Origin of the sequence: Micromonospora sp. WMMD730, from assembly GCF_049178955.1 — a bacterium.
GTDB lineage: Bacteria > Actinomycetota > Actinomycetes > Mycobacteriales > Micromonosporaceae > Micromonospora > Micromonospora wenchangensis.
Genome location: NZ_JBMHML010000002.1, coordinates 5,541,740 through 5,568,065 on the forward strand (window position 1 = coordinate 5,541,740; position 26,326 = coordinate 5,568,065).

18 protein-coding genes are annotated in these 26,326 nt (G+C 75.5%); 5 read left to right on the top strand and 13 right to left on the bottom strand.

Annotated features, from left to right (window positions below; all coding sequences use genetic code 11):
• Positions 1-141: 141 nt before the first annotated feature.
• Complete coding sequence (locus ACN265_RS23460; RefSeq protein WP_421409538.1) at positions 142-4,797, top strand: Lhr family helicase; 4,656 nt, start codon at positions 142-144, stop codon at positions 4,795-4,797.
• A 66-nt stretch (positions 4,798-4,863) separates the two neighbouring features.
• On the opposite strand, the gene ACN265_RS23465 is transcribed toward ACN265_RS23460, so the two are convergent.
• The gene (locus ACN265_RS23465) at positions 4,864-5,409 is read right to left on the bottom strand and encodes a hypothetical protein (RefSeq protein WP_204923919.1); all 546 of its coding nucleotides are present in this window, start codon (positions 5,407-5,409) and stop codon (positions 4,864-4,866) included.
• Between the two features lie 100 nt (positions 5,410-5,509).
• Here ACN265_RS23465 and ACN265_RS23470 point away from each other — a divergent pair, with 100 nt between their 5' ends.
• A complete protein-coding gene (locus tag ACN265_RS23470; RefSeq protein WP_420115664.1) occupies positions 5,510-6,304 on the top strand; it encodes an SAM hydrolase/SAM-dependent halogenase family protein in 795 nt (264 codons plus the stop codon).
• A gap of 63 nt (positions 6,305-6,367) precedes the next feature.
• Positions 6,368-6,589 (top strand): CPCC family cysteine-rich protein, encoded by a 222-nt coding sequence (locus ACN265_RS23475; protein ID WP_240762684.1) that lies wholly within the window; start codon positions 6,368-6,370, stop codon positions 6,587-6,589.
• A gap of 51 nt (positions 6,590-6,640) precedes the next feature.
• Here the strand turns inward: ACN265_RS23475 and ACN265_RS23480 are convergent, their stop codons facing one another.
• Entirely contained in the window at positions 6,641-7,885 is a 1,245-nt protein-coding gene (locus tag ACN265_RS23480) for a hypothetical protein (protein ID WP_421409542.1), read from the bottom strand.
• A gap of 145 nt (positions 7,886-8,030) precedes the next feature.
• Here ACN265_RS23480 and ACN265_RS23485 point away from each other — a divergent pair, with 145 nt between their 5' ends.
• Both ACN265_RS23485 and ACN265_RS23490 read left to right on the top strand, forming a co-directional pair.
• A complete protein-coding gene (locus ACN265_RS23485) occupies positions 8,031-8,861 on the top strand; it encodes a DNA-formamidopyrimidine glycosylase family protein (protein ID WP_421409544.1) in 831 nt (276 codons plus the stop codon).
• Between the two features lie 153 nt (positions 8,862-9,014).
• Entirely contained in the window at positions 9,015-12,620 is a 3,606-nt protein-coding gene (locus ACN265_RS23490; RefSeq protein WP_421409545.1) for a fibronectin type III domain-containing protein, read from the top strand.
• Between the two features lie 59 nt (positions 12,621-12,679).
• Here the strand turns inward: ACN265_RS23490 and pspM are convergent, their stop codons facing one another.
• The 11 genes from pspM to ACN265_RS23545 form a co-directional block, all read right to left on the bottom strand.
• Positions 12,680-13,468 (bottom strand): phage shock envelope stress response protein PspM, encoded by a 789-nt coding sequence (gene pspM / locus ACN265_RS23495; RefSeq protein ID WP_204923914.1) that lies wholly within the window; start codon positions 13,466-13,468, stop codon positions 12,680-12,682.
• A gap of 22 nt (positions 13,469-13,490) precedes the next feature.
• Positions 13,491-14,363, bottom strand: a complete 873-nt coding sequence (locus ACN265_RS23500; protein ID WP_421409547.1) for a PspA/IM30 family protein — start codon at positions 14,361-14,363, stop codon at positions 13,491-13,493.
• A gap of 187 nt (positions 14,364-14,550) precedes the next feature.
• A complete protein-coding gene (locus ACN265_RS23505; protein ID WP_145918449.1) occupies positions 14,551-14,994 on the bottom strand; it encodes a helix-turn-helix domain-containing protein in 444 nt (147 codons plus the stop codon).
• Positions 14,995-15,160: 166 nt separating this feature from the next.
• Positions 15,161-15,736 carry a CinA family protein gene (locus ACN265_RS23510; protein ID WP_421409548.1) on the bottom strand — a complete coding sequence of 192 codons (576 nt, stop codon included), beginning with the start codon at positions 15,734-15,736 and terminating at the stop codon, positions 15,161-15,163.
• Positions 15,737-15,908: 172 nt separating this feature from the next.
• A complete protein-coding gene (locus ACN265_RS23515) occupies positions 15,909-16,574 on the bottom strand; it encodes a response regulator transcription factor (RefSeq protein WP_307826080.1) in 666 nt (221 codons plus the stop codon).
• Positions 16,571-18,691, bottom strand: a complete 2,121-nt coding sequence (locus ACN265_RS23520; protein ID WP_421409552.1) for a sensor histidine kinase — start codon at positions 18,689-18,691, stop codon at positions 16,571-16,573. The genes ACN265_RS23515 and ACN265_RS23520 overlap by 4 nt, the downstream gene beginning before the upstream one ends.
• A gap of 45 nt (positions 18,692-18,736) precedes the next feature.
• On the bottom strand, positions 18,737-19,198 hold the full coding sequence (locus tag ACN265_RS23525; protein WP_204923910.1) for a hypothetical protein: 462 nt from the start codon (positions 19,196-19,198) through the stop codon (positions 18,737-18,739).
• A 346-nt stretch (positions 19,199-19,544) separates the two neighbouring features.
• A complete protein-coding gene (locus ACN265_RS23530; protein WP_421409554.1) occupies positions 19,545-22,736 on the bottom strand; it encodes a hypothetical protein in 3,192 nt (1,063 codons plus the stop codon).
• A gap of 195 nt (positions 22,737-22,931) precedes the next feature.
• Positions 22,932-23,519 (bottom strand): CDP-diacylglycerol--glycerol-3-phosphate 3-phosphatidyltransferase, encoded by a 588-nt coding sequence (gene pgsA, locus ACN265_RS23535; protein WP_088645596.1) that lies wholly within the window; start codon positions 23,517-23,519, stop codon positions 22,932-22,934.
• A 77-nt stretch (positions 23,520-23,596) separates the two neighbouring features.
• Positions 23,597-25,135 (bottom strand): 30S ribosomal protein S12 methylthiotransferase RimO, encoded by a 1,539-nt coding sequence (gene rimO / locus ACN265_RS23540; protein WP_421409556.1) that lies wholly within the window; start codon positions 25,133-25,135, stop codon positions 23,597-23,599.
• Between the two features lie 182 nt (positions 25,136-25,317).
• Positions 25,318-26,241 (bottom strand): ornithine cyclodeaminase family protein, encoded by a 924-nt coding sequence (locus tag ACN265_RS23545; RefSeq protein ID WP_420117840.1) that lies wholly within the window; start codon positions 26,239-26,241, stop codon positions 25,318-25,320.
• Positions 26,242-26,326: the final 85 nt, after the last annotated feature.

Here is a 26,326-nt window from a genome sequence, read left to right on the forward strand (position 1 = left end):
ATCGGCGTGCAATTTTCTCTTAGTTGGGCATAACGACAGCGGTTCCGGTGGAATGTCACCCCGCCGGGGCAGGATGGGGGTGTGACGGGGCGACAGGGCAGGGCGGCATGACGGGCGGGGCGGCGTGACAGGCGGGACAGCGTGACGGGCGGGACAGCGGTTCCCGCCGGGTTCGGTCCGGCCACCCGGGAGTGGTTCACCGCCGCCTTCGCCGCTCCCACCGCCGCCCAGACCGGCGCCTGGCGCTCGATCGCCGCCGGCCGCAACGCCCTGGTCGTCGCGCCCACCGGCTCGGGCAAGACCCTCGCGGCGTTCCTCTGGTCGCTCGACCGGCTGGCCGACGCGCCACCCCCGGACGACGCCCGGCACCGCTGCCGGGTGCTCTATGTCAGCCCGCTCAAGGCGCTCGCGGTCGACGTCGAACGCAACCTCCGCGCCCCGCTCGCCGGCATCCGGCAGGCCGCCACCCGGCTCGGCGTGACACCGCCTGACATCGCCGTCGGGATGCGTACCGGCGACACCCCCGCCGACGAGCGGCGGGCCTTCGCCCGCACCCCGCCGGACATCCTCATCACCACTCCCGAATCGTTGTTCCTGCTGCTCACCTCCGCCGCCCGGGAATCGCTGCGCGGTGTCGAGACGGTCATCCTCGACGAGGTGCACGCCGTCGCCGGCACCAAGCGCGGCGCCCACCTGGCGCTCTCCCTGGAACGCCTCGACGGGCTGCTGGCCCGGCCCGCCCAGCGGATCGGCCTGTCCGCCACCGTCCGGCCGATCGACGCGTGCGCCCGTTTCCTCGGCGGCGCCCACCCGGTCGACGTGGTCCAGCCGGCCACCCCCAAGACGATCGAGGTCAGCGTCCAGGTCCCGGTGGAGGACATGACCCGGCTCGACGAGACCGAGCAGCCACCGGACGACGCCCTCGGCGGCCCCGGCCCCCGCCGGGCGTCCATCTGGCCGGCCGTCGAGGAACGGGTCTTCGCGCTGATCCGGGCGCACCGCTCGACCATCGTGTTCACCAACTCGCGGCGCAGCGCCGAGCGGCTCTGCGCCCGGCTCAACGAGCTGGCCACCGAGGAACGGGAAGCCGCCGCAGCCGCCCCGCCCGCCGGGGCGGGCGACGGGCCGGGCGGGGCGGACAACGGGCCGGGCGAAGCAGACGGGCCCGGTGGGGCGCAGCGGTGGGGCGGCCCGGTGGGACCGCTACGGACACCCCGCCCACCGGCCGACGCAATGGCCCAGTCGGGCACGGCCGCCGGCGCGGAGGCGGTGATCGCCCGCGCCCACCACGGCAGCGTCTCCCGGGAGGAACGCAAGCAGATCGAGGAGGCGCTCAAATCCGGCCGGCTGCCCGCCGTGGTCGCCACCTCCAGCCTTGAGCTGGGCATCGACATGGGCGCGGTCGACCTGGTGGTGCAGATCGAGGCCCCACCGAGCGTCGCGGCCGGCCTGCAACGGGTCGGCCGCGCCGGGCACCAGGTGGGCGCGGTGTCCCGGGGCGTGGTCTTCCCCAAGCACCGGGGCGACCTGCTCTCCTGCACGGTGGTCGCCGAGCGGATGACGGCCGGCGCGATCGAGGAGCTGCACTACCCGCGCAACCCGCTCGACGTGCTCGCCCAGCAGATCGTCGCCATGGTCGCCCTCGAACCCTGGTCGCTCGGCGACCTGGCGGTGCTGGTCCGCCGGGCCGCGCCCTTCGCCGAACTGCCCGACTCGGCGTTGCACGCGGTGCTCGACATGCTCTCCGGCCGCTACCCGTCGACCGCCTTCGCCGAGCTGCGGCCCCGGCTGCTCTGGGACCGGGCCACCGACGTGCTCACCGGCCGGCCGGGAGCCCAGCGCCTCGCCGTCACCAGCGGCGGCACCATTCCCGACCGGGGCCTGTTCGGGGTCTTCCTGGCTGGGGCGGAACGCGCCGCCCGGGTCGGCGAGCTGGACGAGGAGATGGTCTACGAGTCCCGGGTCGGCGACGTCTTCCTGCTCGGCTCGTCGTCCTGGCGGATCGAGGAGATCACCCCCGACCGGGTGCTGGTCTCCCCCGCGCCCGGCCAGGCCGCCCGGATGCCCTTCTGGAAGGGCGACCAGTTGGGCCGGCCGGTCGAGCTGGGCCGGGCCATCGGCAGCCGGGTCCGGGCGTTGCTGCGCCAGGACGACACCACCGCCCGCGACGCGCTGCGCGCTGGCGGCCTGGACGACTGGGCGGCCGACAACCTGCTGGCCTACCTGCGGGAACAGCAGGCCGCCACCCGCTGCCTGCCCGACGACCGCACGGTGCTGGTGGAGCGGTTCCGCGACGAGCTGGGCGACTGGCGGCTCGCCGTGCACAGCGTGCTCGGCGCCCGGGTCAACGGCCCCTGGGCGTTGGCGATCGGCCGCCGGCTGGCCGAACGTTACGGGGTCGACGCCCAGGTCATGCCCTCCGACGACGGGATCGTGGTGCGGCTGCCGGACACCGCTGACGAGCCGCCCGGCGCCGACGTGGTGGTGTTCGCCCCCGACGAGATCGCCCAGCTGGTCGAGGATTCGGTGGGCACCTCCGCGCTGTTCGCCGCCCGGTTCCGCGAGTGCGCCGCCCGGTCGCTGCTGCTGCCCCGGCGTGACCCGCGCCGCCGGCAGCCGCTGTGGCAGCAACGCCAACGCGCCGCCCAGCTTCTCGACGTGGCCCGCGAGTACGCCGACTTCCCGGTCACCCTGGAGGCCGCCCGGGAGTGCCTGCAGGACGTCTTCGACCAGCCCGCCCTGGCCGAGCTGATGCGCGACCTGGCCAGCCGGAAGGTCCGCCTGGTCGAGGTCGAGAGCGAACGCCCCTCGCCGTTCGCCAGGTCGCTGCTCTTCGGCTACGTCGGCGCGTTCCTCTACGAGGGGGACGCCCCGCTGGCCGAACGCCGGGCCGCCGCGCTGGCGCTGGACTCGGCGCTGCTCGGCGAGCTGCTCGGCCGGGTCGACCTGCGCGAGCTGCTCGACCCGGCGGTGCTCGCCGAGACCGAACGGCAGGTGCGCTGGCGCACCGAGCAGCGTCGCCCCCGCGACGCCGAGGACGTGGTCGAGCTGCTGCGGGTCGTCGGTGACCTGACCGGAGCGGAACTGGCCGAGCGGGGCGTACCGGAGGGCTGGCTGACCGAACTGGCGGCGGCCCGCCGGGTGCTGCGGGTCCGCATCGCCGGCGCGGACCGCTGGGTGGGCATCGAGGACGCGGCCCGGCTGCGCGACGCGCTCGGGGTGGCGCTGCCGGTGGGGGTGGCCGAGGCGTACCTGACGCCGGTGGCCGACCCGCTCGGCGACCTGGTCGCCCGGTACGCCCGCACCCACGGGCCGTTCGCCGCCGCCACCTGCGCCGCCCGGTTCGGGCTCGGGGTGTTCGTGGTGGAGCAGGCGTTGCGTCGGCTCGCCGCGACCGGGCGGGTGGTCTCCGGCGAGTTCGCCCCGGACAGCGTCGGCACCCAGTGGTGCGACGCCGAGGTGCTGCGGCTGCTGCGCCGCCGGTCGCTCGCCGCGTTGCGCCGGGAGATCGAGCCGGTGCCGCCCCGGGTGCTGGCCGGTTTCCTGCCCCGCTGGCAGCAGATCGGCTCGTCGGCGCGCGGGGTGGAGGCGGTGGCCGCCGCCGTCGAGCAGTTGCAGGGCACGGCGGTACCGGCGTCGGCGTGGGAACGGCTGGTGCTGCCCGCCCGGGTCGCCGACTACTCCCCCGCCCAGCTCGACGAGCTGTGTGCCGGTGGGGAGGTGGTCTGGGCCGGCTCGGGGGCGATCTCCGGCGGCGACGGGTGGATCACCCTGGCGTACGCGGACGTCGCACCGCTGCTGCTCCCCCCGCCGGACGACGGCTTCGCCGGCACCCCGCTGCACGACGCCGTGCTGGACGCGCTCGCCGACGGTCAGGCGCTGTTCTTCCGTTCGCTCGCCGACCGGGTCGGCTCCACCGACGACGCCGCCCTCAGCGCGGCGATCTGGGATCTGGTCTGGGCGGGGCGGCTCACCAACGACACCCTGGCCCCGCTGCGGGCGGCGCTCGGCGCGGGCGGGGCGCACCGGTCCCGTCCGGCGGCCCCCCGGACCCGGTACCGCCGCCCGGGTCGGGTGGCGCTGCCCAGCCGGGGCGGTCCGCCCACGGTGGCCGGACGCTGGTCGCGGCTGCCGGAGCGGGACACCGACCCGACCCGGCGGGCCGCCGCCCTGGCCGACCTGCTGCTCGACCGGCACGGGGTGGTGACCCGGGGCGCGGTGGTGGCCGAGCAGGTGGTGGGCGGGTTCGCCGCCGTCTACCCGGTGCTCGCCGCGCTGGAGGAACGGGGCGCGGCCCGGCGCGGCTACTTCGTGGAGGGGCTGGGCGCGGCGCAGTTCGCGGTGCCCGGGGCGGTGGACCGGTTGCGGGCGCTGGCCGAGCCGGCCGACCGGGGGCGCGGCGACGGGCCGACCACGGTGCTCGCCGCCACCGACCCGGCCAACCCGTACGGTGCGGCGCTGCCCTGGCCGGAGCGGGCCGTCGACTCCGGTGACGGCGCCGCCCCGGGCAGCGGGCACCGGGCCGGGCGCAAGGCCGGGGCGGTGGTGGTGCTGGTCGGCGGCGGGCTGGCCCTCTACGTCGAGCGGGGCGGCCGGACGATCCTCTCCTTCACCGACGACGCCGACGCGCTGGCCGCCGCCGGCAAGGCGCTCGCCGACGCGGTGCACTCCGGCGCGTTGGGGGCGATGTCGGTGGAGCGCGCCGACGGCGGGGCGGTGCACTCCTCGCCGCTGCACGACGCGCTCACCGCCGCCGGTTTCCGGGCCACCCCCCGGGGCCTGCGGCTGCGCGGCTGACCGGGCGGGCCACCCCGCGCCGCCGGCCGGGTCACCCCGACCGGCGGCGGCCGGAGCCGGGCGGGGTCAGCCGAGCTTCGCCAGGACGTCGTTGTAGCGCTTCTGCTCGGCGGCGCTGGTCCGGGTGCCCAGGTAGTTGAGCACCACCGCACCGGCCCGGTACGCCTTGGTCCCCCACACGTCGGTCTGGTTGGTGGCGCTCGCCTCGTCGGGGAAGACGTACACCGAGACGGCGTCGGTGACCATCAGTTGGGCGCAGCCGACGCCCGTACCGTTGGGGCCGCAGTCCTTGGAACGGTCACGCGGGTCGGGCACCTTGAGGCCGGCGGCCTTGAACGCGTCGACCACCTTGCGGGCGGCGGGGGCGCTGGTCTTCTTGGTCGGCAGCACGAACGGCGGGGTGGACGGGCTCTCCCGGGGGGTGCTGCCCGACTTCTCGGCCTTCGGTGGGCCCTCGGCCGGAGCCGCCTCGCTGGTGGCCGGGGCCTTCGACCGGCCGTCGGCCCACGCCCCGCCGTCCCGTTCGTCGCCGGGATCGTCGCCGCAGCCGGCGAGGGCCAGCGCGAGCAGGACAGTGGTGGTCACGGGCAGGAGGCGGAGGCGTTTGGTCACCCCGGCAGTCTGCCGAACCGGGTGCGCGCCCGGCACCGGCCGGTCGGTCGGTCGGGGTGTCCGGTCAGTGATAGGGCGGTCACCGCACTAGCCTGCCGGCATGACCCCGACCCCCTGGATCTCGCTGACCACCGACTACGGGCTCACCGACGGGTTCGTCGCCGTCTGCCACGGGGTGATCGGCCGGATCGCCCCGGCCGCCCGGGTGATCGACGTGACCCACCTGGTGCCGGCGGGGGACGTCCGGCGCGGTGCGGCGGTGCTCGCCCAGGCGGTGCCGTACCTGCCGTACGGGGTGCATGTGGCGGTGGTGGACCCGGGGGTGGGCACCGCCCGGCGCGGGGTGGCGCTGGTGACACCGGGCGGGCTGCTGGTCGGGCCGGACAACGGGCTGCTGCCGGCGGCGGCGCAGGCGTTGGGCGGGGTCACCGCGGCGGTCGAGTTGACCTCGCCGGGGTGGGTGGCGGCGGAGGTGTCGGGCACCTTCCACGGCCGGGACGTGTTCGCCCCGGTGGCGGCCCGGCTGGCGCTCGGCGACCCGCCGGCCGACGCGGGCCCGCCTGTCGATCCGGCCAGCCTGGTGACCCTGCCCGCGCCGGTGCTGCGTCGGGAGGCCGACGGGTTCACCGCCGAGGTGCTCACCGTGGACCACTTCGGCAACGTGCAGCTCGCCGCAGGGGCCGACCTGCTGGCGGCGTTGCCGGGAACGGTCCGGGTCGACGGCCACCCGGCGGTGCGGGGCGCGACGTTCGGGGACGCGCCGGCCGGGGACCTGGTCGTGCTCGTCGACTCCGCCGGCCTGGTGGCGGTGGCCCGCAACGGCGGTCGGGCGGTGGACCTGCTCGGGGTCGCCCCCGGTGCGACGGTGACGGTGCGGGGACGCCCCGGAGGGTGAGCTGCGCTCCCTGTCGGGCGTCCGGTATGGAATGCTGCTGCGGTGGGTGAAGTGTGGGTTCCGGTGGGCTGTCCCTGTTGTGCGTCCCGGACGGGTGGGGGCACCTGTCCGGTCTGTTTCTGGACCGACGACGGCCAGGGCGACGCCGATGCCGACGTGGTGCGGGGCGGTCCCAACGGTGACCTGAGCCTCACCCATGCCCGGCTGAACTTCGCCGTGTACGGCGCCAGCCACCCCCGCTACCAGGACATGGTCCGCCCGCCCCGCCCGGACGAGCGGCCCTGAGCCACGCCCGCCCCCGACCCGGCCGGTCGGGGGCGGGGGCGGCGTACCGGATCAGCAGCGGGACACGGTGCCGCCGTACACCGTGGACACGTACGCGTGGCTGACGTACTGGCCACCGGCCAGCCGGTTCCACCGATTGGTGGTCCGGTAGGTCCCGGCGACCGTCTGCCCGGTGACGTAGCACTGGATGGGCACGTTGGCGTGGGTGGCGGCGAGCCCCCGCACCGGGTACGAGGTGCCGGGGCCGGTGCGGATGTTGAGCGGCCCGGAGCCGATGACGCCGCGCGGTCCGCTGCCCGTCCACAGGTACGTCACGTCGACCCAGGCGTTGTCGGTGAGCAGCAGGCCGTCCCAGAAGGTGCCGTCGGCGAGGTCGATGCCGGCAGGGTTCAGCACGGTACGCCCGAACTGGTCCTTGCCGCCGTTGTAGCCGTACTGGTAGGCGGCCTGGGCCTCGGGTCGCCCCTGCGGCAGGTCCTTCCAGTTCTCCCGGACGGCGGCGGGGTTCCAGTAGTCGTCACGGGTGTTCCACGGGCCGACGTCCCAGACGGGTGCGTACTCGCAGCGGCTGCCGCTGGTGGTGCAGACCCGCACGGTGTAGTCGCCGGTGCCGATCGGGGACAGGCCACGCCGGGACGGCAGCGCGACGAAGTGGTCCCGGGCTCCGATGGTGTGCCCGTTGGCGGTGACCCCGCCGACCTCGCCCTCCCGGGTGGCGAAGACCCGGTAGCTGCGTACGGCGGTGGGGGCCGGGGCGGCGGTGGTGGCGGTGTCGGCGGTGAGCCGCACCGCGCGTACCGATGCGGCGGCGCGCGGGTCGCGGGTGGTGAGCAGCACCCGGGCCTGGACGCGGGTGACCGGGTGGTCGAAGACGGCCGGCCCGGTGCCGGCCTCCCGCCACTCGGTCCAGCCGGTGGCCCGCCAGCCGCGCACCTGGACGCCGACGGTGGCGCCGGTGGCCGCCTCGGCGGTGAGGTCGACGCGGACCCGGTTGGCCGGGCCGGTGAGGGTGCGCGCGGGGGCGAGCAGCACCCCCTCGGCGACCGGCGCGCCCAGGGCGGCGGGCCGGGTGCGCCGGGTCGGGTGCGGGTCGGCGAGGCGCAGCAGGCCGGCGCCGAAGCGGACGTTGACGTCGTCGCCGCCGGCCACGGCGAGGTCGACGGTCCAGTGCTCCCCGGCGGTGGGTGCGGCCGGGGCGGTGGCGTGGCCGGTGCTCTGGCCGGGGGTGCGGGGTGCGGCGGTGGCGGTGGTCGGGACGAGACCACCGGCCAGGGTCAGGGTCAGCAGACCGACCAACAGGGACGATCGGGTACGACAAGGGCCAAAGGCCATAATATTCTCCTCAAGACCCCCTCATAGTGCATTTTTTCGTAGATCGACAGGAAGCACGCTACAAATAGCGATACATGCGAATTCTGTTCGGACGAGGGAGAATGCTGGGGTGCCCGAGGGAGACACCGTCTGGAACACCGCCCGCGTCCTGCACCGCGCCCTCGCCGGCGCCCGGCTCACCGGCAGCGACTTCCGGGTGCCCGCACTGGCCACCACCGACCTGACCGGCTGGACGGTGACCGAGTCGGCCAGCCGGGGCAAGCACCTGCTGCTGCGGCTGACCGCACCGGCCCCGGTGACGTCGACCACCGCCTGGACGCTCCACTCCCACCTGCGGATGGACGGCGTCTGGCGGGCGCACGCCCCGGGGGAACGCTGGACGGCCCGGCCGGCCCACCTGATCCGGGCGGTGCTGCGCAGCGCGCAGGCGGTGGCGGTCGGCTACCACCTGCACGAACTGGCCCTGCTGCCCACCGCCGAGGAGGAGCGCCTGCTCGGGCACCTCGGCCCCGACCTGCTCGGCGCGGACTGGGACCCGGCCGAGGCGGTCCGCCGGCTGGCCGCCGTACCCGGGGTGACCATCGGCGAGGCGCTGCTCGACCAGCGCAACCTGGCCGGGGTGGGCAACCTCTACAAGTGCGAGCTGCTGTTCCTGCGCGGAATCTCCCCGTGGACGCCGGTCGGCGCGGTGCCCGACCTGCCCGGCACGGTGGCCCTGGCCCAGCGGCTGCTCGCCGCCAACCGGGGCCGGTGGACCCAGAGCACCACCGGTTCGCTGCGCCGGGGCCAGACCAGCTACGTCTACGGGCGGCGGGCCCAGCCGTGCCGCCGCTGCGGCACCGCCATCGCCAAGGAGGACCTGGGCGACCGGGTCACCTACTGGTGCCCGACCTGCCAGCCGACGCCACCGCCGGCCGACCCGGGAACCCCTCCCGTCTGACGGGACAACCCGCAGACACGGACGAATGGGTAATTCCTATCCGGCCGCCGACGTCGCATGCTGCGGTGGAGTGCTCACCGTTCGTCACCATCGGACGCGACCGCCCACCACGCCGGGGTGGGGGGCGGCGGGTCCCCGTGCCCGGGGAGAGCCATGACCCTGTTCCGCAGACTGCGACCGCACTGGACGACCCGGGTCGTCCGCCTCCACCGGCCCGACCGGCCGACCGTGCCGGCCGCCCGCACCGGCGAACCCGATCCCGCCCCGGCGACCCTCGACCCGGCCGCCGTGCCGCACTGCTTCGGCCCGGTGCCCAACTTCGCCGGCAGCCCGCTGCCCGTACGCGACCCGCAGGGCCGGGTGGTCACCGGCACCGGCCTGCGCAAGTTCGTCGACGCGCTGCCGCTGCCCGGCCCGGCGGGCCGCACCGAACTGGGCGGACACCTGCCGTTCGCCACCCCGGACACGGTGAGCTGGCCGGGCTGCGACTACTACGAGATCGGGCTGGTCGAGTACACCCAGCGGCTGCACCGGGACCTGCCCACCACCCGGCTGCGCGGCTACCGCCAGCTCAACCTGGGCACCGACCCGGACGGCCACAACACCGTCGCCCCGCCCGAGCGGCCCTACCACCTCGGACCGCTGATCATGGCGCGGCGGGGCCGGCCGGTCCGGATCAAGTTCATCAACCAGCTCCCCACCGGCCCGGCCGGGGACCTCTTCCTGCCTGTCGACACCAGCCTCCCGGGGGCCGGGGCGGGGCCGCTGGAGGGGCCGGCGCCCTACCCGCAGAACCGGGCCGTGCCGCACCTGTCCGGCGCGCACACCGGGTGGATCAGCGCCGGCAACCCGTGGCAGTGGGTGACCCCGGCCGGCGAGATCACCCCGTACCCGACCGGGCCGGGCCTGACCCACGTGCCGGACATGCCGCCGCCCGGGGCGGGTGCCACCACGCTCTACTACCCGAACGCGCAGAGCGGCCGGCTGATGTGCCTGCACGACAACACCCTCGGCCTGTCCCGGCTGACCGTCCTGTCCGGTCAGTTCGCCCTCTACCTGCTCACCGACCCGGTCGAGGAGGAGTTGACCGCCGACGGGGTGCTCCCCGCCGACCAGGTCCCGCTGGTGATCCAGGACCGGACCTTCGTCCCCGACGACGCCCAGCTCGCCGCCGAGGACCCCACCTGGGACCGGGACCGCTGGGGCACCCGGGGCAACCTGTGGCACCCGCACGTCTACCAACCCCGGCAGGACCCGTACCGGGAGCACGGGCGCAACCCCACCGGCCGCTGGGACTACGGCCCGTGGCTGCCCGGCACCGACGGTGGGGACGGACCCCGGGTCGGCCCGGTGGACAACCCGCACCACGACCCGGTGGCCGCCCCGCAGGAGCCGCCACAGGCCCCCGGGGTGCCGCACCCCAGCGCCGTGCCCGAGGCGTACGGGGACACCATGCTGGTCAACGGGGTCGCCTACCCGTACCTACGGGTGCGGCCGACGGCGTACCGGTTCCGGATCGTCAACGGCTGCGCCGACCGGTCGCTCAACCTGCAGCTCTACCGGGCCCGCTCCGACGGGCCGATGTGGCGGCCCGACGGGAGCCTCGCCGACGCCGACGCCGGTGAGGTGCCGATGGTGGACGCGGTCCGCGCCCCCGGCCGGCCGACCGACTGGCCCACCGACGGGCGCGACGGCGGGGTGCCCGATCCGGCCGCCGCCGGCCCATCCATGATCCAGATCGGCAACGAGTGCGGGCTGCTCCCCGCCCCGGTGGTGCTGCCCAACCGGCCGGTCGGCTACCGCTACGACCGGCGCGACCCGACCGTGCTCAACGTCGACTCGGCCGCGCTGCTGCTCGCCCCCGGCGAACGGGCCGACGTGATCGTCGACTTCTCCACCATGCCGCCCGGCGCGACGGTGCTGCTCTACAACGACTGTCCGGCCCCGCTGCCCGGCTTCGACCCCCGCTACGACCGGCACACCGCCGCCGGGGACCACCGCGCCGAGGGCGGCGGCCCCGGCACCCTGCCCGGGTACGGCCCGAACACCCGTACCGTGCTCCAGTTCCGGGTGGCCGGCGTCCCCGGCCGCCGGTACGACCTGGACCGGCTGGCCGAGCGACTGCCCGCCGCGTACGCCGCCAGCCAGCGACCGCCGGTGGTGCCGCACCCGGTGTACGACCCGGCGTTCGGCACCACCACCGGGCGGGCGACGGTCGCCTCGGCACAGGCCACCTCGCTCACCTTCACCCCGCCGGGCGGCACCGCGCCGGTCACCCTGCCGGTACAGGTCAAGACCGTGGGAACCGTCTTCGAGCCGGAGTACGGGCGGTGGGCCGGCCGGCTCGGCGTACCCCATCCGGGTGCCGGCCCGCTGGGTCCGGTGACCCTGCCGCTCGGCCCGACCGACCCGGCGACCGAGATCCTCGTCGCCGCCGACCCGACGGTCGGGCCGGCCGACCCGGCCGACGGCATCCAGGTGTGGCGGATCAGCGGGACCGGCCGGCAGACCCACCCGGTCCGCTTCGACGGCTGCGACGTGCAGGTGGTCAACCGGATCGGCGGGGACGGCACGGTCCGCGCCCCCGACGGCGGGGAACGGGGCTGGAAGCAGACCGTCCGGGTCAACCCGGCCGAGGACGTGGTGGTGGCGCTGCGTCCCGAGGTGCCGCCGCTGCCGTTCAAGGTCGCCGACAGCCTGCGGTTGCTCGACCCGACCCGACCCGCCGGGGTACGCCTCGACGCCACCCCGGTCAGCCCCTGCGACGGCCGGCCGGCGACCGTGGTCAACCAACAGGTCAACCTGGGCTGGGAGTTCCGCTGGGTAAGCGGCGCGGCGGGGCTGCGGGACCTGGGGATGAGCCGGCCGCTGGTGCTGCGGGTGTCGCCCCGCGCGCCGACCGGGCTGACCGCGACCCCGGTGCCCGGCTCGGCGACCGCGCTGCCGGCGATCGCGTTGGCCTGGACGGGCAACGGCAGCCGACCGGCGGCCACCGGCCACCTGCTCCAGCGGGCCACCGACGCCGGTTTCACCGCCGGCCTGACCACCATCACCGTGGCGGCGACCGCGACCCGGTACACCGACGCCAGCATCACCCCCGGCCTGACCTACCACTACCGCATCCGGGCCGAGAACGCGGCCGGCTGCTCGGCCTGGTCGAACAGCAGCCCGGCGTCGGTACGCCTGCCCGCGCCGGGCGGGCTGGCCGCGACGGTGCCACCGGCGGCCCCGCTGCGGGTGGCGCTGCGCTGGGTGAACCGTTCCTTCGCCACCGGGCTCGACGTACAGCGGGCCACCAACCCGACCTTCACCAGCGGTCCGGGCACCACCGCCGTGCCGGTGGCCGACCACCACCTCGATCCGGCGGTCGCCCCGGACACCACGTACTACTACCGGGTCCGGACCACCTACCTCGGCGCGGCGTCCCCGTGGTCGACGGTGGCGACGGTGACCACCCCACCGGTGCCGGAGCTGCCGACGAGGGTCGCCGCGACGGTGGGCGTCCCCGCGCCGGACACGGCGACGGTGTCGGTGAGCTGGGCGGCGGACGCCCCGACCGGCCCGGGAGCCGGGTTCGTGGTGCAGCGCGCGGTGGACCCGGCGTTCGGACAGGAGGTGGCCAGCTTCACCGTCACCGGCCGCAGCTTCACCAACACCGGCCTGGCCCGGGGGGTCACCTACCACTACCGGGTCCGCGCGTTCAACGTGGTCGGCAGTTCACCGTGGACCGGCCCGCTGCCGGTCCACACACCCGACTGAGGCCCGGTCCGGCCGTGGGCAGCCCGGCGGCAGGCCGGACCGGCCGGCCGCGCGGGCGCTCAGCGGGTGGGGGTGCGCTGGGGTTCGCCCACGGCACGCAGCTCGGCCAGGGCGGAGGCGACACCGTGCAGCAGGTCCGTGGCCTCCATCAGCCGGGCGGCGGACGGGTCCGCGACGACCTCCGGGTGGGCGTCCTCGGCGACGTAGCCGGCTGCGGCGGCGACCAGGCCCTCGTAGGCGGTCACCCCGGCGACCAGCTGGTCGAGCAGGGCCCGGTGGGCCTCGGCGAGCCGGGGCCGGGCCTCGGGCGGGGCGAGCCGCAGGGCGCGTTCCACCCCGGCCGTACGGTCGGCCAGGTCGCGCAGCGAGCGGTCGGCGGCGGCGGCCTCCAGCACGGCCGGCTCGGCCGGGCCGGTCAGCCGGGGCGCGATCCCGGCCAGGGTGAGCGCGGCCCGGTCCAGCCGGGCCCACGAATCAGCGGCGGAGGTGCCGCGCAGCGCGAACCGGGAGCGGAACCGACGGGCCTCGGCCAGCACGCCGGGGCCCACCGGGAGGCGTTCGACGGCGGCGACCAGCCGGGCCCGGGAACGGGCGGCGGCCTCGGCCGGATCGAGGGCGGGGGGCACCGGGCGGGCCGCGAACGCCCGCAGGTCGATCCAGCGCCAGGCGGCCAGCGCAACGGCGCTGCCCGCGGCGCCGGCCCAGGCCGCGTCGGGCAGCCCCAGCCCGGCGTACGGGGTCAGCACCGCCGCCGCGCCGGTCAGCCCACCGGCCAGGACGCTCCACCGGCGGGCGGAGCGCCGCAGCCGGCCCAGTCGACGGAAGTGTCGCGTTCGCTCGTCGGCCACCCGTACCTCCTCGTGCCGGCGGTCAGCCGGCGGTGGTGTCCCCCACGCCGCGGTCGCGGCTCATGCTGGCCCGGATCTCGTCCAGCCGGGCGGCGGCGGCCGGGTCGGCCGTCGGGGCGGCCGGCTGGGCCTGCTGCTGCGCCGACTGCTGCTCCTGCCGGCTGCCGAGCTGTTCGCCGGCCATGCTGGCCCGGATCTGATCCAGCCGGGACGACCCGGCGCTGTCCAGCGCCGACTTCTGGATCTCCAGCATCCGCCCCTCGACGGAGTTGCCGGCCAGCTCGGCGCGGCCCATCGCGTTGGCGTAGCGGCGCTCGATGCGGTCCCGCACCTCGTCCAGCGAGGGGGTGTTGGCCGGTGCGGTCATCGACGACATCGACTCCAGCGACCGGGCCACGCTCTCCTGCATCTTGGCCTGTTCGAGCTGGCTGAGCAGCTTGGTGCGCTCGGCGAGCTTCTGCTGGAGGATCATCGAATTGTTCTCGACCGCGCGGCGGGCCTGGGCGGCGGCCCCGAGCGCCTGGTCGTGCAGGGTCTTGAGGTCCTCGGTGGCCTGCTCGGCGGAGACGAGCTGGGTGGCGAGCACCTGGGCGGACTGCTCGTAGCGGCCGGCCTCGACCTCGTCGCCCTTGGCGCGGGCCTGGTCGGCGAGGACCAGCGCCTGCCGGGCGTTGCCCTGGAGCCGCTCGACCTCGGTCATCTGCCGGGAGAGCTTCATCTCCAGCTGCCGCTGGTTGCCGATCACCGCCGCCGCCTGCTGGACCAACGCCTGGTGCTGACGCTGCGCGTCCTCGATGGCCTGCTGGATCTGCACCTTCGGATCGGCGTGCTCGTCGATCTTGGCACCGAACAGCGCCATCAGGTACTTCCAGCCCTTGACGAACGGGTTCGCCATCTCCGCGGTATCCCCTCAGTAGCGTCGCTGCGCCTCGGCCACAGCGGGGCCGGACGGGCCGCCCGACGCGCCCCCCATCGTCGCAGCCCGACGCCAGCAGGGCCGTTCGTGCCGTGGGGAGTGCTCCGGCGGCCTGCGATCAAGACTACGCGGCGTCGGCCAGCCCGGCCACGGGACGGACGGCGGGTCAGGCGGCGCAGACCACGTCGCGGTCGCTCGGGCGGACCCGGGCGCTGCGCAGGGTGGCCTTGAGGGGGGAATCCTGGCGGACCGAGACGGCGACCGCACCGTCGGTGGTCACCTGGCGCACGCCCCGACCGGTGGCCTTGCGCACCCCGGCGGCGGGACCGGCGGCGGCCGGCTCGTCCTGCACCGGCATGAGCACGCCCGGCAACTGTTCGGCGAGCGCCACGGTGTCGCTCACCTCGCGCAGCAACTCGGACAGGCGGGCGCCGAGCGCGTCGCAGATGGCGGCGAGCAGCTCGCTGGAGGGTTCCTTCTGGCCGCGCTCGATCTCGGAGAGGTAACCGAGGCTCACGTTGGCGGCGGTGGAGACCTCGCGCAGGGTGCGGTGCTGACCCTGGCGGCGCGCCCGAAGTGCGTCACCGATCACCCGGCGTAGCAGGACCATCGCACCTCCCCCTGACGGGATTTCACGCTCCGGGCGGATGGCCGCCCGCGCCGGACGCGGTGGACCGCGCCGCCGCCGACGCCGTACGCCGGAGCCTTCCCGCAACCGTACCCGTTGGTCGGCCCGGCGACATCCCACCCCGCCTGTCGGATCTGGACAACGCCGGTCACCGCCGGCCCGCGCCGGCCGGCGGCACCCCCGCCGCCGGCCCGGGGCGCGGACCCGGCCCCGGCTCCGGGAAGGCCCGGTGGATACGCGTCGCGAGCAGGCGTAACGCCTCGATCACCGCCGCCGCGCGGATGTGGTCCCGGCCCCCGTCGAGGTCGAGCCGGCGGACCACCGGGCCGCCCGGCCCGGCCACCGCGACATAGACCAGACCGACCGGCCTGCCGTCCTGCGGCTCGGGACCGGCCACCCCGGTGGTGGCCAGCCCCCAGTCGGCGGCGCAGCGCCGCCGGCCCCCCTCGGCCAGGGCGATGGCCACGTCCGGATCGACCGGCCCGCGTTCGGCCAGCAGCTCCTCGGGTACGTCGGCCAGCCGCGCCTTGAGTTCCGTGGCGTAGGTCACCAACCCGCCCCGGTAGACGGCGCTCACCCCGGCGATCTCCACGATCGCGGCGGCCAGCAGCCCGCCGGTCAGGGACTCGACGGTGGCCAGGGTCTGCTGCCGCTCGTGCAGGCTGTGCACCACGCCCGCCGCCGGGCTGCCTGCGGGTCGCTCGTGCTGCGTATCGGTCCCCATGCCGTCCTCCTTCCCCGAGGTCACCCTGCTACTCATCCCGGTCCGACCGATCGTCGGGTCCGCTGTCGCCCCGCCGGTGCGGCGGGCGCCCCGGGCCGGACAGCTCCCGCCCCGCCGGTGCCGGCGGGTGCCCCGGGCCGGTACCGGTGGGTCCGCTCCCGCCCCGCCGGGGTCAGCCGGTGAGGCCGGCGTCCCGGGCGAGCAGGGCGGCCTGGACCCGGTCGGCGACCCCGAGCTTGGCGAAGACGGCCGAGAGCTGGTTGCGGACCGTCTTCTCACTGAGCCCGAAGTGGCGGGCGATCCGGGCGTTGGTGTCGCCGCCGGCCAACCTGCGCAGGATGTCCCGCTCGCGCGGGGTGAGCCGGTCGAACGGGGGCGGCAGCTCGACCGGCTGGCGGCGCAGGCTGGTCAGCACCTGCGGGCCGACCCGGGGACCGAGGACCAGTCCGCCGCCCGCCACCGTCCGTAGCGCGTCGACGATCACGTCCGGGTCGGTGTCCTTGAGCACGTAGCCCCGGGCACCGGCCCGCAGCGCCCGGCCGACCACGTCCTCGTCGTCGGTCATGGTCACCATCAGCACCCGGGTCTCCGGTCGGCCCTGGACGATCCGCCGGGTCGCCTCCACGCCGTCGCCGTCCGGCAGCGCCACGTCCATCGCGACCACCCCGACGGGTTCGGTCGACGCGATGCCGACCGCCTCGGCACAGGTGGCGGCCTCCAGCACGCCGTCGACCCAGGGCTCGCCCTCCAGCATCGTCCGCAGGCCCCGGCGGACCACCGGGTGGTCGTCCACGATCAGCACCCGCACCGCCCCGCCACGGGCCCCCTCTGCCGTCACTGCCCTCCCCCTCCCGCAGCACCGTCCGCCACCCAGGAGCCCTCGGTGATCAAGAGGTTCGCGTCATCCTCCGGGCGGATTCTGACGCAAACCTCTTGATCACCGGAAGCGGGCGGGGCGGGGGCGGAGGTGGGCGGGGCGGGAGACGGTGGGGTGGGTGGTAGGGGCAGGCGGACCCGGATCAAGGTGCCGTGCGGGTCCCGGTCGACGATGTCGCTGCCGCCGCCCAGCTCGGCGGCCCGTTCCCGGATCGAGTCCAGGCCGACACCGCCGGGTCGGCGGGCGACGATGCCCGTACCGTCGTCGGACACCTCCACGACCAGCGCCCGGCCCCGGCGCACCACCACGTCGCAGCAGGTCGCCCCGGCGTGCCGGGCCGTGTTGGCGAGCGCCTCGCCGACGATCCGGTACGCCGCCACCTCCACCGCCGCCGGCAGCCCGTGCAGCGGGTCCGCCACGCTCAGCCGCACGGTGAGAGTCGGACCGTCGAAGCGCTGGCACTCGGCGCGCAGCGCCGACTCCAACCCCCGGTCCAGGGCCGCCGGGCGGAGCTGGTCGACCAGTTGGCGTACCTCGCCGGTGCAGGTGAGCAGGTCGTCGGCGAGCCCGTCGAGGATGCGGGCCAGCCGGGCCTGGTCGACGGCGGCGAGCTTACGGGCCGCGCGTACCTGCATCGACATGCCGGCCAGGGTCGGGCCGAGCCCGTCGTGCAGGTCCCGGCGCAGCCGGCGGCGCTCCTCCTCCCGGGCGGTGACCAGGCGTTCCCGGGAGTCGCGCAGGTCGCGGATCAGCCGGGCGGTAGCGGCGGCCACCGAGGCGTGCAGCGCGACGTCACTGAGCAGCCGCCGCTCCACCGGGGTGAACCGGGTGCCGGGTGCCCGGCGGGCCACCACCAGCCGCCCCACCCGCTCCCCGTGGGTCACCATGTCGAAGCGTTCCAGCTCGGTGGTGGCCCGGCCGTGCGCGGCGTGCACCCGGGCGGGCCGCCCGTCGTCGGGCTCCCCGCCGAGTTCCACCGCCACGTACGGCACCTGGAGCGAGCGGGCGATGGTGCCGGTCAGCAGCGGCAGCACCGCCTCCGGCTGGACCGTCCGCTCCAGCAGGTCACCGAGGCGGGCCAGCACCGCGTACGGCTCGTCGCGGTCGCCGTAGAGCAGCCGGTTCACCCCGCGCTGCACCCGCCGCCGCAGCGGTTCGAAGGTCACCGCGATCAGGCCGGTGGCCACCAGCGAGGCGTTCGAGGTGTCCCCGCGCAGCACCAGATCCCGCAGCAGGGCGACCACCCCGACGAACGCGGCGATCACCAGCAGGCTCATCACCAGCCAGACCAGGGTCCGGTTGATCACCTGTTCCAGGCCGTAGAGCCGGTAGCGGAGCACCGCCACCGTCATCGCGGCCGGGATCGCGATCACCATCAGCACCCACGCGCCGGAGAGGTTGAGCCAGTCCAGCAGGAAGCCGAGCAGGAACAGCACGCCGGCGGCCAGCAGGCAGGCGAGCTGCTGGCGGGCCTCGCCGACGGCCCGCCGAAAGCGTCGGACGAGCCCCACCAGCACGGCGGCCACCAGCAGCAACTGCACCCCGACGGTCACCAGGGCGACCCGGACCAGCAGCCGCGCGGTCGGGTCGGCGGCCGTCGTCGCGGACAGCAGCAGGCCCCGGGGGTCGCTGGTCGCGGCCACCGCCAGCGCCGCGGCCGCCACCGCCGTGGTGACCACCAGCCCGACCGCGACCGGCCGGAATCCCCGGCCCGGCAGCCGGCCGTCCGGGAAGACCAGCAGGGCCAGGAAGATCAGCCCGTACGGCGGCCACCAGAGCCACTGCCCCAGCCAGGCCAGCGGGGTGACCGCGGGCCAGCTCAACGCCAGCACCGCCGTCCCGGCGACGAGTCCGGCGGCCAGCATCAGCCGGCCCACCGGGTGACCGGGCAGCCCGGCGAGCACCAGCGCGCCGAGGGCGGTGAACGCGACCGCGATCGTGCCGGTCAGCGCCGCCGACCCGAGCGCCGCCGGTTGCGGGTACCACCACTGCCCGGCCAGGACGAGCCCGGCGACGACCAGGCCCGCCCCGGCCAGGACCCGGCGGGACGGGGACAGTGCGGCGATCGGCGACGGCACGGCAGGCCCTCCCGGGGTTGGTCGTCGGTGGTGGGATCGGGTGGGTCAGTCGGCCCAGCCGGCGGCGTGCATCGCGTTGTGCAGCCAGTTGCCGGTGTCGTGTTCGAGGTGTTCCGGCAGGGCGCCGATGATCTCGGACAGGTCCGGGTCGTCGAGGCGGGGCAGCTCGGACAGCGCCCGCTCCAGCGAGATGCGGGACCGGGCGAGCACGTCGGGATGGTCGTGGATGTACTGCGTCACGTGCGCGATCACCGCGGTCAGCCGCTGCCGGACGACGTCGGGCACCGCCGGGCCGGTGCCGGCCTGCAACGCCTCCAGCCGCCAGTCGGCGGAGAAGACCGGGTGCAGCCGTCGGCCGGTGACGTCGAAGAACTCGACCGCCCCGGCGAGCTTCTCGCCGTGGTCGGCGGTCGACAGCAGGTCGGCCAGGTTCTGGTACACGTGGCAGAACGTGTCGTTGGTGGCGATCAACAGGATCCGTCGGTCGTCGCCGGCGTTCGGCATCATGCTCACTCCTCGGGTGCCGTGCGCGGACGGGCGGGGCCGTCCCCCGGCACCCGTCCGCCGCAGCGTAGGTGGTCGACCGTCCACAGTGGCACCGCTGGGCGGACCGGCGGGGTGGACGGTCGCGCCATCGTCACCCGCCGGCTGTCCCGCCGACCCGGGTCGGATGTCCCGGCCCGGCGGGACCGATCGGACGGCGACCCCGGCCGGCGACCCGGGGGAAGCGCGGCCCGCAGGCGGGGGAAGGGCCCCGGACCCGCGACGCGGGGGAAGGGCCCCGGCCGGCCCGGCGGGCGGGGGAAGGGTCCCACCCGCTCGGGCCGACGGGGCCCTCCCGGTCGACGCGCGGTCAGCCCGCCGGGTGCACGCTCACCGTGGTCGCGCGGGTCATGTCGGTCGCTGCGGTCACCTCCGGCAGCCCCTCGGTGTGCCCGCCGGAACGCACCCGGGACGACCAGTGGTCGTAGCGCTGGCCGAGCTGCCCGACCCGGACGAACGCCGCGCTGGCCAGGCAGGCGCTCAGCGGGTCACGCGGCTTGTCCGGCACGCTGGCCTGGACGCAGCCGGCACCGTACTGGCCCTGGTCCCGCAGCGGGTCGAAGCCCGACCGCTCCCCGTCGCACGGGTTCCAGTCGAACGTCTGGACGCAGTCGGCGTAGTTCTCCACCGCCTGCGTCATCGCGTTGCGCAGGTGCTGGTGTGCCGACTGGTCGCCGTCGCTGCGCGGACGGGTGTAGTCGGCGGGCAACCCCTGGCCGCCGAAGAGCAGGCCGGCGAGGCTGTCGTCGAGTTCCAGCGCGGTCCCCCAGCCCAGTTCGGTGTACGCCTGCAACAGCCGCAGCGCGTCGGAGACCGCCTTGCCCTTCTGCCAGAGCACCCGGGACACCTCCCAGGTGTCGCTGCTCGGCGGGTTCGGCCCGGTGCCGGCCCGCATCACCCGGTAGAAGTACTTCTGCCGGCCGGACAGCATCGCGGCGGCCTTGCTGCGGGCGGACGTCGCCTGGGTGGCGACGACCGGGATCGCCGCCGACTCGAACGCCGGCTTGTACGTCCCCGCCCACCGGTCGGTGAGGTACTTGTTCTCGTCGTAGCAGTAGCCCTGCGGGATGGGGGAACGGACGTCCCACGAGCAGAACGTGCCGATGGGGAACACGCGGGTGGCGGTCTGCACCTCCTGCCAGTCCCCGCCGGCCCACTTCACCCGCGACCGCAGGGTGATCTGGAGGTCGCCGGTGGTGGTCTGGAACCGGGGTCCCTCGTGCTCCTCGACGTTGACGAAGTTCGCGTCGTAGCAGGTGGAGAACTCCGGGGCGTGTCCCGGCGGCATGGCGTGGCGGGCCAGGTGGAACGCGTTGGGCAGGTTGCTCCGGCGTACCGTCGACGGGATCGGCCGGCCGACCCGGGTCGGGCCGCACCCGCCGATCGACTCGGTCTCGGAAATCCGGTTCGCCGCCGGGAGTTCCTGGTCCGGGCTGCCCCACATGTCGTGCACCGGCAGGGTGTCGCTGCCGTTCCAGACCACCGCCTTGCGGACGTTCTCCACCTGGGCGTTCCAGCCGGCGACCGCGGTGCGGTAGTCGGCCATCAGCGCGGTGAACAACGGGTTGGTGCCGCCGTCGGCGGTCGGCTGGCTGAACTGCCGGACCCGTTCGTTGATGGTCCGCCCGGTCTCGGCGACGGCGTCGCCCCGCCCGGCGGCCACCTGGGCGGCGAACTGCGGGTTCTCCAGTTGCAGGATGTTGTAGACCCGGGCGGCGGTGGACCAGGCGGCGGCGTTGGCGACCGGGCCGACCGTCCAGGTGCCGCCGACCCGGTTACGCGCCCACTGGCCGAGGTAGTTGATCGAGCCGGCGGGCAGGTGGGTGTCGAGCACGCTGACCGGGTCGGCGAGGCTGGTGCCGGCCGGCGCGGTGAAGGTGCCCTCGTCGGAGGCGTTGACGGTGGCGAAGGTGAAGGTCGGCGACTCGGCCTTCGGGAAGTAGGTGCCCAGGTAGTCCGGGATCGGCTGCCCGGTGATCTCCTTGTGGTGCACGTACGTGGTGATCACCGAGTTGAGCTGGCTCTTGGCGATGTTCTCCAGGGCCACGTGGGTGGCGAGCGCCATCGAGTCGACCTTGCGTTCGATGGTCTGCAACTGGGTGGCGATCCGGCCCAGGTTGGCGCGTACCTCGTCGAGTCCCTTGGTGAGGGCGTCGAGCTGGGCGACCAGCCCGGCGTACATCTCCTTGAGCGCCGACTCGATCCGGTCGAACCGCTTGTCGATCCCCTTGGCCAGCCGGTCGATCTGCTGGCGCAGCTTGCCGATCTCCGCCTGGATCGCGGCGTTCGGGTCGCCGCCCCCGGCGAACAGGCCGATCAGGCTCACCGCCGCGCCGAGCAGGTTGCCGGTCAGCACGGCCGTGCCCATCGCCGTGGCGGCCATGGTCAGCCCCTGCCCGAGCACCGTCGTCACGTACGTGTTGATCGCGGTCACCGAGGTCACCACGGCCTTGCCGATGGTCTCCAGCTGCTTGCCGAACTTCTTGTCGACGAAGCCGACCAGGGTGGACAGCACCGTGACGGTGGACCCGAGACCCTCGAAGATCTTGCGGTTGGACTCGGTCTTCGCCTTCTCCGCGTCGATGACCGCCTGGCTCGGCTTCGGGTCCTGGTTGAGCGGGTACGTGTTGGCGTAGCTGACCACCTCGGTGATCCGGTTGTTGCCGTCGGTGTCGAGCACCTTCAGCGTCGCGTACGCCCGCTCCTGCACCAGCGCCTTGAAGGCGGTCGCGTCACCGCGGACGTCGCGGATCGCGGACAGCGGCACGTAGTAGCCGAGGGTGCCGGTGTTGCCGTCGGCGCGCGGCTCGTGGATCCGCGCGGCCAGCAACCCGTCGACCGGGGTACGCACCCCGGTGCCGGTGCGCCCGGCGAACGCGCTGTCCCAGCCGGTGGCCAGCGCGTCGTCGGTGGCGGCCCGGCGGTGCAGCTCCCGCCAGGTGTCCTGGGTCAGGTCCCGGGAGCGGGCGTTCCACGCCGCGTCCTGGTAGCCGCCCCGGACCAGGTTCAGCGCGTCCGGCACCACGTTCGCGCCCTCCGCGCCGACCGTGCTGGTCAGGAACGCCCGCACCGCCGGGCCGGTGGTCACCGCGCCGCTGGACCCGGCGAGCCGGGCCAGCACCGCCATCGCCACGGCGAACCGGGACCGGTCCTCGGCCCGCGCGTCGCTGACCGCCGCGTCGGCGACCGCCCGGGTGGTGGCCACGTGCCCGGCCACCTGCGTCGCGTCGGCACCCGGCTGGGCGCTACGCCAGTCCAGCAGCTCGGCGGTGAGCAGGGCGTCCTTCAACCCGGCCGCCCCGGCGTCGCGGAGCTGCACCACCGCCCCGAACAGCGCCCCGTGCACCGCCTGCTCGTCGAACGGCACCGGGTCGGCGGCCCGGGCCGGACTCTGGTGCATGGTGACCGCCAGCACCGCTGTCAGGCCGGCCGCCCACAGCCGGCGGCTGCGCCACCCGCCGCCCGGGGACCGCCCCCGGGTGTGTCTCGTCGCTGTCCCCACCGCTGCTCCTCCCGCCACCGGGCGCAACCCCGCCCGCCGTCACCGGGCGTCGACCCGGCCGGGCCGACGCCGCACCGGCCGCAGGGGTCGGTGCGGTGACGACTCTGCGGGGCGGGACGTCCCGACCGGCAGGGACAGCCGTCCCGCCGCACCGGGATTCCGGTGCGGCGGTTCAGCGGAGGCGGTGCGGGCCGGTCAGGGCCGGGGGCGGCGCAGGCGCAGGGCCTGGGCGACGTAGTCGAAGCCGGTGACCACGGTGACCAGCACGGCGGCGGCCATGATCCACGGCCCGACGGCGGCGAGGGCCGCCGGCATCGGCCACAGGTACCAGGCGATGGCCAGGATCTGCAACGCCGTCTTGAGCTTGCCGCCCCGGCTGGCGGCGATCACGCCGTGCCGGATCACCCAGAACCGCAGGCCGGTGATGCCCAGCTCACGGACGAGGATCAGCACCGTCACCCACCAGGGCAGCCGGTCGTAGACGGACAGCAGCACCAGGGCGGCGCCGGTGAGCGCCTTGTCGGCGATCGGGTCGGCCACCTTGCCCACCGAGGTGACCAGGCCGAAGCGGCGGGCGATCCAGCCGTCCACCAGGTCGGTCATCGAGGCGAACGCGAAGATCAGGCAGGCGGCGATCCGCCACCCGGTGTGGGTCATGCCGGAGGCGACCACCGACGCGGCGAAGACCGGCACCAGCACCAGCCGCAGCAGGGTCAGGCCGTTGGCCGCGTTGAGCACCGGCACCCGGGCCACCGGCGGCGCGGACTCCGCCGCCCCGGTCACCGCAGCGCCCCGCTCCGGCCGTCGTGGCGTTCCTGGCACCGCCCCACCTGGCTCCCCCGCTCCGTCCGGGCCCACCGTCACCGTTCCGCGCCGGGCGCCGCCGAGATCATCTCATCCGGCACGGCCACCAGGTCGACGCCCTCGGTCGCGGTGACCGTGGCCCGGACGAGGTCGCCGGGGCGCAACGCGGCCAGGTCGACCCCGCCACCGACCGGGGCGACCAGGGTGGTCGAGCCGTCGACCTCGGGGGCCTGGTGCGCCGCCCGGCCCTCCACCACGCCGTCGTCGACCGTGTCGACAAGCACCTCGACCGTGCTGCCGAGCCGTTCCTCGGCCCGCTGCGAGCACAACTCGTCGGCGAGGGCTGCGAGCCGGTCGTAGCGGCGCTTGACGGTGGCGGCGGAGAGCTTGCCGGGCAGCCCGGCGGCCTCGGTGCCGTCCTCGTCGCTGTAGTCGAACACGCCGATCGCGTCGAGCCGCGCGTCGGTCAGGAAGCGGGTCAGCTCGGCCACGTCCTGCTTGGTCTCGCCGGGGAAACCGACGATGAAGTTGCTCCGCGCGCCCGCCTCGGGGGCGAGGGCACGGGCGCTGGCCAGCAGCTCCAGGAACCGGTCGGTGGAGCCGAACCGGCGCATCCGGCGCAGCACCGGCTCGCTGGAGTGCTGGAACGACAGGTCGAAGTAGGCGGCCACGCCGGGGGTGGTGGCGATCGCCTCGACCAGGCCGGGCCGGGTCTCGGCGGGCTGGAGGTAGCTGGCCCGCACCCGGACGATGCCGTCGATCGCGGCGAGTTGCGGCAGCAGCGTCTCCAACGCGCGCGGGTCGCCCAGGTCCTTGCCGTACGACGTCGAGTTCTCGCTGACCAGCACCAGCTCACGGACGCCGGTCTTGGCCAGCCACTCCGCCTCGGCCAGCAGCTCGTCGGGGGTACGCGAGACGAACGCGCCCCGGAACGCGGGGATCGCGCAGAACGCGCACCGCCTGTCGCAGCCGCTGGCCAGCTTCAGCGAGGCCACCGGGCCGGTGTCGAGCCGGCGGCGCAGCACCTGCCGCAGGTGCGCCGGGGTGTGCGCGTCGGTCTCCGGCGCGACCCGGGTGGGGGTGCCGTGGCCGGGCAGGGAGACCGCCGACTCCCGCCGGGCGACCGGGGTCAGCGGCAGCAGCTCGCGGCGGTCGCGGGGGGTGTGCGCGCCGATCGCCTCGCCGGCCAGCACCGAGTCGAGCCGGGCGGCGATGTCGGGGTAGTCGTCGAAGCTGAGCACCGCCTGCGCCTCGGGGAGGCTGTCGGCCAGCTCCCGGCCGTACCGCTCGGCCATGCAGCCGGCGGCGACCACCTTCGCCCCGGTGTCGGCGGCGGCGAGCAGGGTCTGGATCGAGTCCTGCTTGGCCTTCTCCACGAACCCGCAGGTGTTGACGACCACCACGTCGGCACCCTCGCCGTCGGTGGTGACCTGCCAGCCGTCGGCGTGCAGCCGGGCGGCCAGCTCCTCCGAGTCGACCTCGTTGCGGGCGCAGCCCAGGGTCAGCAGGGCGACCCGGCGGCCGTCGGCGGGCGACGGCTGCGGGGCGGGCCGCGACGGGCCGGCGTTGTCAGGCGTGGGGGTGGCGGACACCATCCGAGGGTACCGGGCGCGGGAGCGGGCCCGACCGACGGCGGCGTGCGGTGTCGGCCGGTTCACCCCGCCGCCCGGCCGATCGTTGATCAAATGACGAGAATGCACACGACACGCCGGGAACACTCGCCGGAATTGCAATCCGATCATGGTGCAGCCGCCCGCCGCAGCCGACGTACCGGCGGTCAGACCGTCGTCGCGCCCACCCGGACCAGCCGGTCCAGCAGGGCGACCTCGGTGCCGGCCAGGCCGGTGGAGCAGAACACCGACACCTGGTCCGCGCCGGTGCGGCCGGGGACCGCACCGGCCAGCACCGCCCCCAGGTCCCGCAGCCGTCCCGGGTACGGCCCGACGGCGGTCAGCATCGGCGGGTCGTACGCCGCCGCCTGGGCCGGCGAGTCGGTGACCAGCACGTCGGCGGCGTCGAGCAGGTCGGTGCCGAACTCGTGCCGGTGCACCTGCTTGAAGCCGACGGTGTTGACGTGGGTGCCCGGGGCGAGGTCGGTGGCGGCCAGCACCGGGGTGACGCTGGTGGTGGCGAGCACCACCACGTCCCGGTCGCGGACCGCCTCGGCGGCCGAGCCGACGGCGCGGGCGGGGATCCCCAGCTCGGCGCGGACCCGGGCGGCGAACGCCTCGCGGCGGGCCGCCGAGCGGCTGTGCACGGTCACCTCGCGCAGGGGCCGGACGGCGGCGGTCGCCCACACCTGCGTCCACGCCTGCCCGCCCGAGCCGATCACGCCCAGGGTGGCGGCGTCCGGGCGGGCCAGGGCGTCGACGGCCACCGCGCCGAGCCCGCCGGTACGCCGGGAGCCCAGCTCCGCGCCGACGGCGATGGCCCGTACCGCCCCCGTCCGGGCGTCGTGCAGCACCACGAGCTGCTCGCCGGCCGGGTGGCCGAGGGTGTCGTAGGAGCGGAAGCCGTACCACTCGTCGGTGAGCTGCCCGGCGGTGAGCACCATCCGCCCGCCGGCCAGCGGTGCGGACGCCCGGGGTGGGGCGACGAGCCGGCCGGCGTGGGCGGCCAGCAGGGCGTCCCGCATCGCCGCGACGGTGGTCGGCGCGTCCAGGGTGGCGGCGACCTGCCGGTCGTCGAAGAGCAGCGTCATGCTCCCCATGCTGCAACCTCAAGCTGACTTCAACTCAAGGTGTGGTGGGGAGGATCACCCCACCCCGCCGGCCGGCGGTGCTAGC